Genomic DNA, 13,774 nt, shown 5'->3' on the forward strand with positions numbered 1-13,774 from the left:
AATTTCTACATTTTTTAAGAAGTGACAAAAATACATAAGCCTCAAATACTTTCACTTAAAAGCCTGCATTTTTATCAACAAAAAACCGACTACAATTTGCAGTCGGTCTCCGATTCTTTTAATCTAACTAAACTAACTAATAACTACCCTTGACCTTAATTTAACGTAAAACGAAATATATTATGTGCAGTTAATGTTCTATTTTTTCAAGTCGTGTAGTTGAAAAGAAAAATGGCCCCGCCCAACGACGGGGCCACAAACAGACAGCTACAGACTTAAAAGCTGAAGAAGATTTTAGTTATAGGCGCTCTCACCATGTTCGTAAACATCAAGGCCCTCTTCTTCAATGCGCTTAGAAACGCGCAGTATATTTGTTTTCTTCAGGATGAAGAATAATACCAAACCTAAACCGAATGCCCAGGCAAAGAATGCTGCCACACCTATAGCCTGAATACCCAGTAATTTTGCACCACCGCCGTAGAATAAACCTTCAGAGGTTGAGAACAAACCTACAGCCAGTGTACCAAATGCACCGCTCACTCCGTGAACAGAGATCGCACCAACAGGGTCGTCTACTTTCAATATTTTATCGAAGAACTCAACAGCAAATGGCAGAATGAAACCTGCAATAATACCGATGAATAATGCTCCCATAGGATTAACGGCATCACAACCAGCAGTAATGGCAACCAAACCGGCCAATGCACCGTTCAACGAAATTGAAAGTGATGGGCGTTTGTAACGGAACCATGCAACCATCATTGCAGTAACAGCACCGGCCGCAGCAGCCAGGTTAGTGGTAACTGCGATATGACCAATTGCAACAGCGTTATCAGTACCGGCAGCGGCTAACTGAGATCCGGGGTTAAATCCGAACCATCCGAACCATAGGATGAATACACCCAATGCTCCCATTGCCAGGTTGTGTCCCGGAATTGCTTTCGCCTCTCCGTCTTTTCCATATTTTCCTAAACGAGGTCCAATAATAGACGCACCAGCTAAACCAACCCATGCACCAACAGAGTGTACAATAGATGAACCGGCGAAATCGTGGAATCCAAGTTGGCTTAACCAACCACCACCCCATGTCCAGTGACCTGAAATTGGGTAAATAATTACGGTAATTACAATACTAAAAATCAAGTAGGCTTTAAATTCTGTTCTTTCAGCCATTGCTCCCGAAACAATAGTTGCAGCAGTTGCAGCAAATACAGTTTGGAAGAACAAGTCGGCATAATCAGAATAATTATCGCCAAAACCGTCGCTCATAAAGAAAAGATCTGGCATTCCAATAAATCCACCTATTGAGTCTCCATACATAATGGTAAAACCAATAACCCAATAAAGTATTGAGCCGATAGAAAAGTCCATCAGGTTTTTCATTAAAATATTCGCCGTGTTCTTCGATCGTGTAAAACCTGCCTCAACCAGGGCAAATCCAGGCTGCATGAACATTACCAGAAATGCAGCAACCAATAACCACATATTATCTATACCTATTTGTAGGCCTTGTAAAGTTTCTTCCATGATAATCTAATCTTTTTTCAGTTACTACTCTTCTTTTCCTTTAATAAAAAGTGATTCATCACCGTGTTCTCCGGTTCTGATTCGGTATGACTCTTCAATAGGCACAACGAACACTTTACCGTCACCAATCTCTCCTGTTCTGGCTGAACCTAAAATGGCCTGAACCGTTTTATCAATATTTTTATCGCGAACGATAATGGACAATTTTATTCTTTCGATTGTACTGGTGTCGTATACAACACCGCGGTAAGCACGACCTTCGCGAGCCTGGCCAACTCCTCTCACATCCCAGAAAGAGAAGAACTCAATACCTGCTTCATACAGGGCGTCTTTTACCTCTTCAAATTTTGATTTGCGTATTACTGCTTCAATCTTTTTCATCTTATTTAATGTTATTTGTTTTTTAGTATAAGATGTAACGAGTCCGAGTTATACGGACTCGTTTCATATCAAAATATCTTCTCTGTTACAGTGAAATACCAACTGCAATGTGGAATCCTCCGGTTGATGGGTTCAGCATAACTGCTCCTGAAACCGGCAGAGTAAAGCTTTCGGTAATCTGTACTTCTTTTGAAGTTCCAACCATGATGTTACAGATGTTGAAATCGCCATCGTCAGTGTACTGGCCATCGCCACCACCAAGAGTAATGTCTACCGGACCTGCTGAAACTGCTGCTTCAAGATACAAGTCGCTTGTAGTGTTGATCTCATCATCTCCAAGTCCTTCCATGTAAGCTGCAGTGAAAGTGAAAGCGCCTACACCCAAACTAACCATCGGTTCGAAGTAGTGCGATTCTCCTTCTGTCCAGTCTGATCCCGGGAAGTAGTAGTCGGTCAAGGTAAAGCTTAACGAAGCATTTTCGCCTAAATCGAAACCATAACCCATGTAAAGGTCGGCCTCAGCTGCTTCCTCTGAACCAGTACTGTAAGATCCCCATGCACCAATGGCAAAACCTCCTGCACTAAACTCAACTCCGGGCTGGAAAGCTGCCCCTGTTCCAAACTTGGCACCACGCCATAAATAACTACTGTAAATGTCTAAACCCGTACTCCATTCCTGAGCTTTAACATTCGTTGTTGATACAACTAAAAGTAATAACATACTTACTGTAATCAGTAGTGTCTTTTTCATAATCGTAAATTTTAAAAGTTAAACTGCTATTTTTATTTTTAAATCTCGTCTGCCCTGTTTTAACAGGGGTGTTTTCCCCTTTTTAACGTCTTTTTCTTTTCTACACCCTCTGTTTTTAATTCCTGATTCAAATAAATGCACTTTTTTTCAATCGAAACCCCATTTTTACCGCACATATTAATTCACTTAACAAATTATTAATATTTGGCATCATATTGTACCTTTTTGATATCTATTCGTGCTTTTTATTGCCGTTTTTACATTTAATCGCCACAATAAGTCCAAAAAGAACAAATTACCACATGTTTTTATTAGACGAATAACAAGAATTAATTAAAGGACAAAGGATACTGCCCTAAAGAAAGATGCAGACTATCACCACAATGAAGTGTGGCAGCTCATCATATATTAATATGAGAGACATAAAACAGCAACAGAAAATCATTTATTAATGATGAATTGGTTTCCTGTCCAAATTTTATGAAGTGTGCAAAAGAATTAATACTGATCGAAAAGTATAACAATCGGAACAGGGGGGGGGGAAGAAATATTTTGTTTTTTGTGATTTACTTATCTTAACTCAACAAGATACATGGTATTAAATCTGCTCGCCCTGGTTTTGGGATTTAAAAATCGTGCCGACTGACCGGTTAGAGGTTTGTGCTCCGTAAATTTCTGAACCACATTCACATTCAATCCCATTTCAAGCATATCATTATACCCGGCTTCCGAAGTATATATCCACGCCCCCGCATTCGGCAGAAATGCTTCCAGATCTTCTTTTTCAACAAGATATTTGCCCGGAGATTTTGAATACAGAAACAAATTCCAAAGCCTGGCTTTCTCGGTATACATGCTTAGTGTTGAGCCTTCAGGTGCTTTTTCATTAAAAATTTCGGCAGCTTCAATCGAAGTATGAAACCTCAGCATATTTGGCAACATGTTCACATTAACGGTAAACAGCATTACTGCAATGGTGAAGGTCAGCATCACAATCTGCCTCTGCAAATTATTCTTTTTTACAAACACTATCACTATTCCGGCATAAAGCAATCCGTATACACCCCAAAACCAGAAACGTTTTTCAGGAAACACCACAATGGGCAGCACTAATAATATTAGCGGCCCAACAACTGCTATTCCTTTATTTATTGTTGCAATTATGTTACGGGTTTTCGCTCTTTCTTCGGAAGAAAATAAGCGCACGGTCCATTTGGCGGTAATTATATACATAAAAGGAAGTGCCGAAAGCATATAGTGTGGATTTTGCTGTTTGGCTACCGACAGTATTCCCAGGTAAACCACAACCGCAAAAATGTTTACTACCTCAAAATCTTCGGTTTTATTTTTCCGTATTCTGTTCAGGCTTTTCACTTCTTTAAAAAAACCATAAACCATAAATATGGTCCAGGGCAACAATACATATAAGGATGTATGCAGGTAAAACGAATAATCGGCACCACTTCCCCTATACGAACCGGTAACACGCCCTACGTTATTGGTCCAGAAATAGAATTTGATTCCCTCGAGCCCAAACTGGTTTAGCAACCCCACCATGGCAGGCAAAATCATAATGCCCACCACTACCAGGGCAATCAGCCAACGGTAGTTAAATATTTCTTTCCATTGCTTATGAACCAACATTGTTCCGCCAATTGCAGCTGCGGGAATTACAACTCCCACCGGCCCTTTTGCCAGCATCGACAAACCAACGCCAACTGCACCAAGCAAAAAATTGTGCCATTTATGGTTTTTTAAATACACCGAAAACTGCCATACCGAAAAAACCACAAAGTCGGCCAATAAAGTATCGGTATGTATATCGTTGTTAAAATGCTGAAATCCCAAAGACGATATCCAAAAAAAGGCTGCCAGCATACCGGTTTCTTTTCCGTAATGCAGTTTTCCCAGCCGGTATGTCGAATAAATTCCGATGACCGAAAACAATAAAACGGCCAATTTGAAGGCCGGTATCGACAAACCAAACAACTTAAAAGTAACCGCCGCAATCCAAAACAACATAGGAGGTTTCTGATCGTAAGCATCGCCGCCAATAGTAAGGTTAATCCAGTCGTTATTCATCAGCATTTCGCGACCCACCTCTGCATATTTTGCAGCGTTTCCAACCAAAAAAACCGGCAAAGCTGGTATTATAATTAATAGAAGGGTAATCAGGACCAGAAAGTATATATGTCGATTATTCATTAGTGACGAATTATGGCAAGCGCACAAACAAAAAATACTAATTTTACGCCCACATTTTTAATTTGAATACAAATGAAGAAAAATATTTCGTGGATTACAATTCTCGACATTATAGTTTATTCCGTTATTATTGGTTTTGTAGCTTACGGAAAAAGTCAGAGTAATTCCGGACAGGAAGCTTTTGATAAAGTTATTCGCGAAGATGGCTGGGTGGAATACCTTACAGCATTGTTTCTGCTATTGGGAGCTATACTTTTTGCTACCAGGGCAGTTAAAGCCGGCAAAGAGAAAAACCGGAAAAAAATATTCTTCAACGCGCTTGCATCAATCGTTTTTATTTTTGGCCTTGGAGAAGAAATATCGTGGGGCCAGCGTATATTTTCAATCGAATCCGGCGAATATTTTATGCAAAACAACTACCAGGGCGAAACCAACCTGCATAACCTTGAAATTGGTGGAGTGGATTTAAACATCCTCATCTTTTCGAAACTGATGTTTGTGGCGCTAATCAGTTACTTTATTATACTGCCATTACTTACCTGGAAAGTTAAGTCTATTCGCAAACTGGTAATTGATTATGGCGTTCCGATTCCCCGCCTGCATCACATTATAGTTCTATTGGCCGTTAACACCTTTATTCCGCTGGCCATAAACCTGGTTAAAGAAAGCGAACTACACGAACTTGCCTTAACCGGAATCCTCTTTTTAATTCTGATTAATCCGGCAAAAAAAATTAAGGATGTTAGTTTAACCAGCTAATGCCGGCAATATAGGAGGACTTTAATGTTCTGAGAAATTTTTTTTTAGGCAAGAAGCTCCTCTTTCTGGTTGTAAGGATCGAGAAAAACCAACAGTAAAACAGCAACAAAAATTGCTTCCCACAGCTCCCATATTCGTCTTTCCGGAATGAGTAAAACTATTCCCGTACACACCAGTATCAGTAATGAGTATTTGATTTTAGGAACAGGAATACCCCACAGATCGATAGTACGTGTGAAAAAAGGCCACTTATTATACAGCAGAAGTGTTAAAACAAAATAAGTTCCGAAAACTACTACCAGCCCGGTCGAGAAAATCAATTTATTCAGGTTTACGCCTCCTATCTCCAAATTGTGCAGGTTGGTTTCTCCCTGAAAATTATGCTGAGCAAAAAAACCTTTGGTTTCAACAGCGAATATCCTTTGCCCCCAGGAAATCTCTTCACCAAAACCGAAAAATGCACCGATAATAATTATCAGACTTAAAGCCACCCAAAGTTTGTTCCTGTCTTTATACTGCCTGAACAGACGAATAGCAAACAATACCGATATCAGCAGTAAACCCAGAGCTGTAAGATTTTCAAGCGGGCCGTCTTCGGCTACCATAGTGTGGCAAAAATCGTAATTAAAATAAAAACTTGCAGCCGAGTATAAAGCCACAGCAATAATCAGGTAAGATATAATCGATAATACTTTCTTCATTGTTTAAATCTTTCCGGCTACACCCCAATAACCGCGTCATCAGGGACACCTATAACGAAGTGCAAATCTAATAATATTAAGCCAAAAAAATCTCTTTGAAATCAGCTTATCTGATGCCAATTTCCCATACCTGTTTCGGCATCTCGGTTTTGCATGTTATTAATAGGTTTTAGTTCCGGCAAATTGAAAGAAGCTTTCATTTGAAATTTTATCTTTGCAGTTATTAATATTAATTGAAGCGACAGGGCTGCATTCAGGTTCTCATCTTCCGTCTTCTGCCTTCCGTCTTCCAACTATTTTAATATGAAACTCTGGGATAAAGGTACACCTGTTAACAAAGCAATTGAAGAATTTACTGTTGGTAAAGATCGCGAACTGGATTTGTTTTTGGCCACGCACGATATTTTGGGCTCGATGGCGCATGTAACCATGCTCGAGTCGGTTGGGCTTATTGAAAAGGATGAGCTTCCGACACTTCTGACCGAGCTGAAAAGTCTTTATGCTATTGCCGAAAAAGGAGAATTCACGATTGAAGAAGGCGTTGAAGATGTACACTCTCAGGTTGAATTTATGCTTACCGAAAAACTGGGCGACCTTGGTAAAAAAATACACAGCGGACGTTCGCGTAATGACCAGGTTTTACTCGACCTAAAACTGTTCACCCGCGATGCCATTAAAGAAATTGCCGAAACTACTTCGGGGCTTATCGATATTCTGTTAAAACGTGCCGAACAAACAAAACACATTTTAATGCCGGGATACACCCACCTGCAAGTAGCTATGCCTTCGTCATTTGGGCTGTGGTTTAGCGCCTATGCCGAAAGTTTATCCGATGATTTGGAGTTACTTTTGTCGGCCTTTAATATTACCAACCAAAACCCATTGGGTTCGGCAGCCGGTTATGGTTCGTCGTTTCCGCTTAACCGCCAAATGACAACCGACCTACTCGGCTTTGCAAGCATGAACTATAATGTGGTTTATGCGCAAATGGGAAGAGGTAAAGTTGAAAAAATTGTTTCGTTTGCCTTAGCAAACATTTCCGGAACATTATCAAAACTGGCTTACGATGTTTGTTTGTTTATGAGCCAGAATTTCAATTTTGTAAGCCTGCCCACCGAGTTTACCACAGGATCGAGCATTATGCCCCACAAAAAAAATCCTGATGTTTTTGAGCTCACCCGCGCCCGTTGCAACAAATTGCAAGGTGTTCCGGCACAAATCAGCTTAATCATTAACAACCTGCCAAGCGGCTATTTCCGCGATTTACAAATGGTAAAAGAAGTTTTTCTTCCGTCGTTTAAAGAAATGAACGACTGCCTTAATATTGTTAGTCTGGCCATCGATAAAATGTCGGTAAACACCGAAATTCTTAACGACAGCAAATACGATTACCTTTTTAGTGTTGAGGAAGTTAACAAACTTGTTTTGCAGGGAATTCCATTCCGCGAAGCTTACAAACAAGTTGGCGCTCAAATTGAAGAGGGAAACTTTACGCCCGAAAAATGCGTAGACCATAGCCACGAAGGGAGCATCGGAAATTTATGTTTGGATAGTATTTCAAATAAGAAAGAGGAAATCATTAAAAAATTTCTATTTAACAAAATAGAAGAAGCAAAAAAGAACCTGCTTCAATAAGATTTCAGACTATTTGAAACCTAACAAATGTCAGAATCATATAAAATACTGACAAAGGATTACGTTTTTTATGATTTTTCTCAAGGTTAATTGTATGTTATTAAACACAATTTACACCTGCTAAGATTGCGAATACACACCTCTTTGATTATTTTTGATTTCACTTCGTAAGTAAAAACGGGATTTTCACTTACAGTTTTGCAGTAATTAGGTATTGACAGCGCCAATTGCTGCGCTAGTGCGAATTTTAAAGAGAAAGGAAAAAATGATGCAGACAAAAGAACCTGTAGCAAAGGGATTGTACCGCCCTGAATTTGAGCATGGGAGTTGTGGTATCGGGTTTGTAGCAAACCTAAAGGGCAGAAAGAAACACAGTGTGATTTCTGATGCTCTGTCGATGCTGGCTCGTATGGAACATCGCGGGGGTACCGGGTTTGATATTAAAAGCGGTGACGGTGCAGGGATATTACTACAAATTCCACACGAACTTTTCATGGAAGAATGTCCGAAACAGGACATTAAATTACCTCAGTTTGGCGAATATGGCGTGGCCATGATTTTCTTCCCAAAAGAGGACCGAAAACGTTCAGAGTGTAAAGATATTATCGGACGAAATCTGAAGAAGTTTGGGCTACCCTATTTGGGTTATCGCAAAGTTCCGGTTGACAATTCTGACCTGGGGCGCGATTCTTTGGCATCAGAACCATATGTACAGCAATTGTTCATTGGTAAACCGGATGGTATGTCGGTGGAAGAGTTCGATCGCAAACTTTTTGTTTTCAGAAAATACACTGAAAAACTGGTTCGAGAGTCGGTTGCCGGAATTGGATACAACGGAATGAATATCATTTCGTGCTCCTATAAAACCATTATTTATAAAGGTCAGTTAACAACCGAGCAGGTTTCGTTATATTTTAAAGACCTTACCAATCCGTTGGCAGTAAGTGCCATTTCATTGGTACACTCGCGCTTTTCAACCAACACTTTCCCATCGTGGAAACTGTCGCAACCATTCCGCTATATAGCGCACAACGGCGAGATCAACACCAACAAGGGTAACATTAACTGGATGCGTGCGCGCGAAGTGCTTCTGGAGTGCTCGAAATTTACAAAAGAAGAGTTGGAGATGATCTTCCCGATCTGCGATTTAAGAGATTCGGATAGTGCCAACCTCGATATGGCCATTGAAATGCTCGTATTAAGCGGCAGATCATTACCACATGTAATGATGATGCTTATTCCTGAGGCATGGCAAAATAATCCCGACATGGATCCGAAAAAGAAAGAGTTCTACGAATTCTATTCTGCAATGATGGAACCATGGGACGGCCCGGCATCGGTATGTTTTACTGATGGAGTGCTTGTTGGAGCAACACTCGACCGTAACGGTTTGCGTCCGTCGCGTTATTGTTTGACTGAAGACGACACATTAATAATGTCATCAGAAACCGGAGCAATTGATGTTCCTCACGATCAGGTGAAGATCAGAGGCCGTTTGCAACCCGGAAAAATGTTTGTTGCCGATTTGGAACAAGGACGCATTATTTCTGACGAAGAAGTTAAATCCGGAATTTGCTCAAGCCAACCCTACGGCGAATGGGTAAAAGAAAATATGACTTATCTGGACGAACTTCCTTTTATTCCCGACCTGGAATTAAAAGAGCCGGATAAGAAAACCGTATTCAAAAGACAAAAGGCTTTTGGATTCACCCACGAAGATATTGAGGTGATCCTGAAACCGATGGCGACAAGTGGTAGCGAAGCGCTTGGCTCGATGGGAGCCGACAACCCGCTGGCTGTTCTTTCAGATCGTCCGGTGCATTTGTCGCACTACTTTAAACAATTATTCGCCCAGGTTACCAATCCGCCAATCGACCCGATCAGGGAGCGTATTGTAATGGATTTGCGTACCTATCTGGGAGGTTTCAAAAATATTCTGACAGAGTCGCCTGAACATTGTCGCAGGATTGCAGTTCACCAGCCTGTTTTAACCAACGAGCAGTTGATTAAACTGGCCTACGTGGATCACACGCATTTCCAAACGAAAAAGATCAGCATTGTTTTCCACGCCGATGGAAAAGAAGGAACGCTGGAAACCAAACTGGAACGTTTGTGCCAGTATGTTGAAGATGCGATTGATGAAGCTTATTCAATCATTTTGCTCTCCGACTTTGCGGTTAGCACCGACCATGCGCCTATTCCTTCGTTACTGGCAGCCTCGGCTGTTCACCACCACCTTATCCGCGTTGGAAAGCGTGGTAAAGCCGACATTATTATGGAAGCCGGAGATGTGCGCGAAGTACATCATTTTGCCACTTTGTTGGGCTACGGAGTTTCTGCCATTAACCCATATATGGCAATTGATACCATCAAGAATCTGGTTGATGAAGGAGCATTGGGAGATATTACCAAAGATCAAGCTATACAAAACTATGTGAAAGCAATTGGCGGCGGTCTGTTGAAAGTATTCTCAAAAATGGGTATTTCAACCTTGGCGTCGTATCAGGGAGCACAGATTTTTGAAGCTGTCGGAATCAAACAGGAAGTAATTGACAAGTACTTTACCGGAACCGTTAGCCGTGTTGAAGGTTTAAGTCTTGACGACATTGCCAAAGAAGCAATGATGCGTCATCGTCAGGGATTCCCAACCCGCCAGGGCGGAGCAAAAGTACTGGAGCCGGGTGGCGAATACCACTGGCGTAAAGATGGCGAGCGCCACTTGTTGAGTCCTGAAGCTATTCAACTGATTCAGGAAGCAACAAGAAAGAACGATTACGAGAAATACAAAAAATACTGTAGTGTGGTTGACGATCAGGCCAAAGCCGCATTCACTTTACGTGGGTTGATGGACTTTACCTCTGACCGCCAGTCGATTCCGCTCGACGAAGTTGAACCGGCAGAAAGCATTCTTACCCGTTTTGCTACGGGAGCAATGTCGTTTGGTTCTATCTCGTGGGAAGCACACACTACGCTGGCCATTGCCATGAACCGTATTGGTTCAAAATCAAACTCAGGAGAAGGTGGTGAAGACCCGGTACGTTACACCAAATTGCCAAATGGCGACGATATGTGTTCGGCTACCAAGCAGATCGCATCAGGACGTTTCGGAGTGAACAGCTACTACCTGAGCATGGCAAAAGAGCTTCAGATTAAAATGGCGCAGGGAGCAAAACCGGGTGAAGGCGGTCACCTTCCGGGCCATAAAGTTAATGGCTGGATCGGACGTACACGTAACTCAACTCCGGGTGTAGGATTGATTTCTCCTCCACCACACCACGATATTTATTCAATTGAGGATTTAGCACAGTTGATCTTCGACCTGAAAAACAGTAACCGCGATGCACGTATCAACGTGAAACTGGTTTCTGAAACAGGTGTTGGAACTGTTGCCGCCGGTGTTTGTAAAGCAAAAGCCGATGCCGTACTGATTTCGGGATACGACGGAGGAACAGGAGCATCGCCGGTGAGTTCGATCAAACATGCCGGTCTGCCATGGGAGCTTGGATTGTCGGAAACACACCAAACACTGGTTCGCAACCGCTTGCGTAACCGTATCGTGGTGCAGTCTGATGGCCAGATGAAAACATCCCGCGACCTTGCTATTGCAACACTGCTTGGTGCTGAAGAGTGGGGAGTTGCCACCATGGCGCTGGTTGTTGAAGGATGTATCATGATGCGTAAATGCCACAGCAACACTTGTCCGGTAGGTGTAGCAACACAAAACGAAAGATTACGCGGTAAATTTAAAGGCAATCCTGATCACGTTGTAAATTACTTCGAATTCCTTGTTGAAGGTCTTCGTGAGATTATGGCAGAGTTGGGCTTCCGTACCATTAACGAAATGGTGGGTCAGTCGCAGTGCCTGAAATTTAAAGACGACATTGATCACTGGAAATATAAAGGTCTTGACCTTAGTCCAATTCTTTATAAAGAAGAAATGGGTGCGGAAGAAGGTCTTTACTGCAGCAAAAAACAAGATCACCAGTTGGAAGAAATCCTCGACTGGAAATTGGTTGAAGCAGCGCAAAAAGCAATAAAAGACGGTGAAAAAGTAGCCGCAGAATTCGAGATAAAAAATATCAACCGAAGTGTTGGTACCGTTCTGTCGCACGAAGTAACCAAAGTACATAGGGGAGAAGGTTTACCCGACGGAACTATTCATTTCAAAATGACAGGTTCTGCAGGACAATCGTTCGGTGCATTTGTTTGCAAAGGTATCGAACTGGAAGTTGAAGGTGATGCGAACGATTACTTCGGAAAAGGATTATCCGGTGGTCATTTAGCCATCTATCCTGCTAAAAATGTACAGTTCATTCCTGAACAGAACATTATTGTAGGTAACGTTTGTTTCTACGGAGCAACAGGCGGCGAGGCTTATATCCGCGGTATTGCCGGCGAACGTTTCTGTGTTCGTAACTCGGGAGCACAAGTTGTTGTTGAAGGTATTGGCGACCACGGCTGCGAATACATGACGGGAGGAAAAGCTGTTATTCTTGGTAAAACAGGACGAAACTTTGGTGCCGGTATGTCGGGTGGTATTGCTTATGTACTCGACATCGACGGAACATTCCCGGGGCTTTGCAACAAGGGAATGATTCAACTGGAAAGAGTTACGGGTAAAGAAGAACAGGAAGAACTGAAAGCAATGATCCAGAAACATATGGATAAAACAGAATCAACTGTTGCTGAATATGTTCTATCTGACTGGGAGGAGACAATAGGCAAGTTTGTAAAAGTAATTCCTACCGATTACAAACGAATGCTGACCTACATTGAAGAAGCCCGCAAAACGGGTAAATACGAAAAAGAGTCGGATGTTATTGATGCTGCATTTGATATGCATCTGGCCAATTTGTAATTTTTATAGACGCTAAGACATGGGAAAGCCAACAGGATTTTTAGAATATAAAAGAGTTTCCAATCCAACACGAAAAATTGAGGAACGCCTTAAAGATTGGAACGAGGTATACATATTACGCGATAAAGAAACGTGTGAAACACAGGGTGCACGCTGCATGGATTGCGGTGTTCCCTTCTGCCATCGCGGAGCATTATTGCACAACGGCGCTTCGGGATGCCCGGTTTACAACCTGATTCCGGAGTGGAACGACCTGATTTACAAAGGTCGCTGGAAAGATGCACTGGAACGACTTCACCACACCAATAACTTCCCTGAATTTACAGGAAGAGTTTGTCCTGCACCTTGTGAGGCAGGTTGTGTGTTGGGAATTAACGAACCGGCTGTTACCATACACGACAACGAACGTACCATTATCGACAATGGTTTCGAACAGGGATGGGTAGTTCCTGAGCCACCGGAATCGCGCACCGGGAAAACGGTTGCTGTTGTAGGATCAGGTCCGGCAGGACTGGCATGTGCTGCTCAGTTAAACAAAGCCGGTCATACCGTTACTGTTTTCGAACGCGACGACCGTATCGGCGGTTTGCTGATGTACGGTATTCCAAATATGAAACTGGATAAAGATGTGGTACAACGCCGCGTAGATATCCTGGAAGCAGAAGGTATTATTTTCAAAACCAATACCGAGGTTGGTAAAGATATTCGCAGCAAAAAGTTGCTCGACGACTTTGACGCGGTTGTTTTAACCACCGGGGCTACAAAACCACGCGACCTGAATGTTGAAGGCCGCGAACTGGATGGTGTACACTTCGCTATGGAGTTCCTGAAAGCCAACACAAAAAGTTTGCTCGACAGTAAACTGGAAGATGGAAATTACATCTCGGCAAAAGATAAACACGTAATTGTAATTGGTGGTGGCGATACCGGTACCGACTGTGTAGCCACATCGCTGCG

Annotated in this window: 9 protein-coding genes; 4 read left to right on the forward strand and 5 right to left on the reverse strand. The window is 42.2% G+C overall.

Annotated elements, in window-relative coordinates; genetic code table 11:
• Positions 1 to 294: 294 nt before the first annotated feature.
• From ABZB17_RS12660 to ABZB17_RS12675, 4 genes are all read right to left on the reverse strand, one after another.
• Entirely contained in the window at positions 295 to 1,527 is a 1,233-nt protein-coding gene (locus ABZB17_RS12660; RefSeq protein WP_372650717.1) for an ammonium transporter, read from the reverse strand.
• A gap of 24 nt (positions 1,528 to 1,551) precedes the next feature.
• Complete coding sequence (locus ABZB17_RS12665) at positions 1,552 to 1,908, reverse strand: P-II family nitrogen regulator (protein WP_045026156.1); 357 nt, start codon at positions 1,906 to 1,908, stop codon at positions 1,552 to 1,554.
• 85 nt (positions 1,909 to 1,993) lie between these two features.
• Positions 1,994 to 2,659, reverse strand: coding sequence for a TorF family putative porin (locus tag ABZB17_RS12670; protein ID WP_372650718.1), 666 nt, complete (start codon positions 2,657 to 2,659; stop codon positions 1,994 to 1,996).
• 570 nt (positions 2,660 to 3,229) lie between these two features.
• Complete coding sequence (locus tag ABZB17_RS12675) at positions 3,230 to 4,864, reverse strand: ArnT family glycosyltransferase (RefSeq protein WP_372650719.1); 1,635 nt, start codon at positions 4,862 to 4,864, stop codon at positions 3,230 to 3,232.
• Positions 4,865 to 4,936: 72 nt separating this feature from the next.
• Here ABZB17_RS12675 and ABZB17_RS12680 point away from each other — a divergent pair, with 72 nt between their 5' ends.
• A complete protein-coding gene (locus ABZB17_RS12680) occupies positions 4,937 to 5,623 on the forward strand; it encodes a hypothetical protein (RefSeq protein WP_372650720.1) in 687 nt (228 codons plus the stop codon).
• A gap of 44 nt (positions 5,624 to 5,667) precedes the next feature.
• Here ABZB17_RS12680 and ABZB17_RS12685 read toward each other — a convergent pair whose 3' ends face one another.
• Positions 5,668 to 6,324, reverse strand: coding sequence for a hypothetical protein (locus ABZB17_RS12685; RefSeq protein WP_052670584.1), 657 nt, complete (start codon positions 6,322 to 6,324; stop codon positions 5,668 to 5,670).
• 303 nt (positions 6,325 to 6,627) lie between these two features.
• Between ABZB17_RS12685 and argH the strand changes: the two genes are divergently transcribed.
• The 3 genes from argH to ABZB17_RS12700 all read left to right on the forward strand — a co-directional run.
• Positions 6,628 to 7,959, forward strand: a complete 1,332-nt coding sequence (gene argH, locus ABZB17_RS12690; RefSeq protein ID WP_372650721.1) for an argininosuccinate lyase — start codon at positions 6,628 to 6,630, stop codon at positions 7,957 to 7,959.
• A gap of 268 nt (positions 7,960 to 8,227) precedes the next feature.
• Positions 8,228 to 12,817 (forward strand): glutamate synthase large subunit, encoded by a 4,590-nt coding sequence (gltB, locus tag ABZB17_RS12695; RefSeq protein WP_372650722.1) that lies wholly within the window; start codon positions 8,228 to 8,230, stop codon positions 12,815 to 12,817.
• A gap of 19 nt (positions 12,818 to 12,836) precedes the next feature.
• Positions 12,837 to 13,774 (forward strand): glutamate synthase subunit beta (locus ABZB17_RS12700; protein ID WP_372650723.1); only part of this gene is annotated, 938 nt, incomplete at its 3' end.

It is taken from the genome of Draconibacterium sp. (genome assembly GCF_041583095.1).
GTDB lineage: Bacteria > Bacteroidota > Bacteroidia > Bacteroidales > Prolixibacteraceae > Draconibacterium.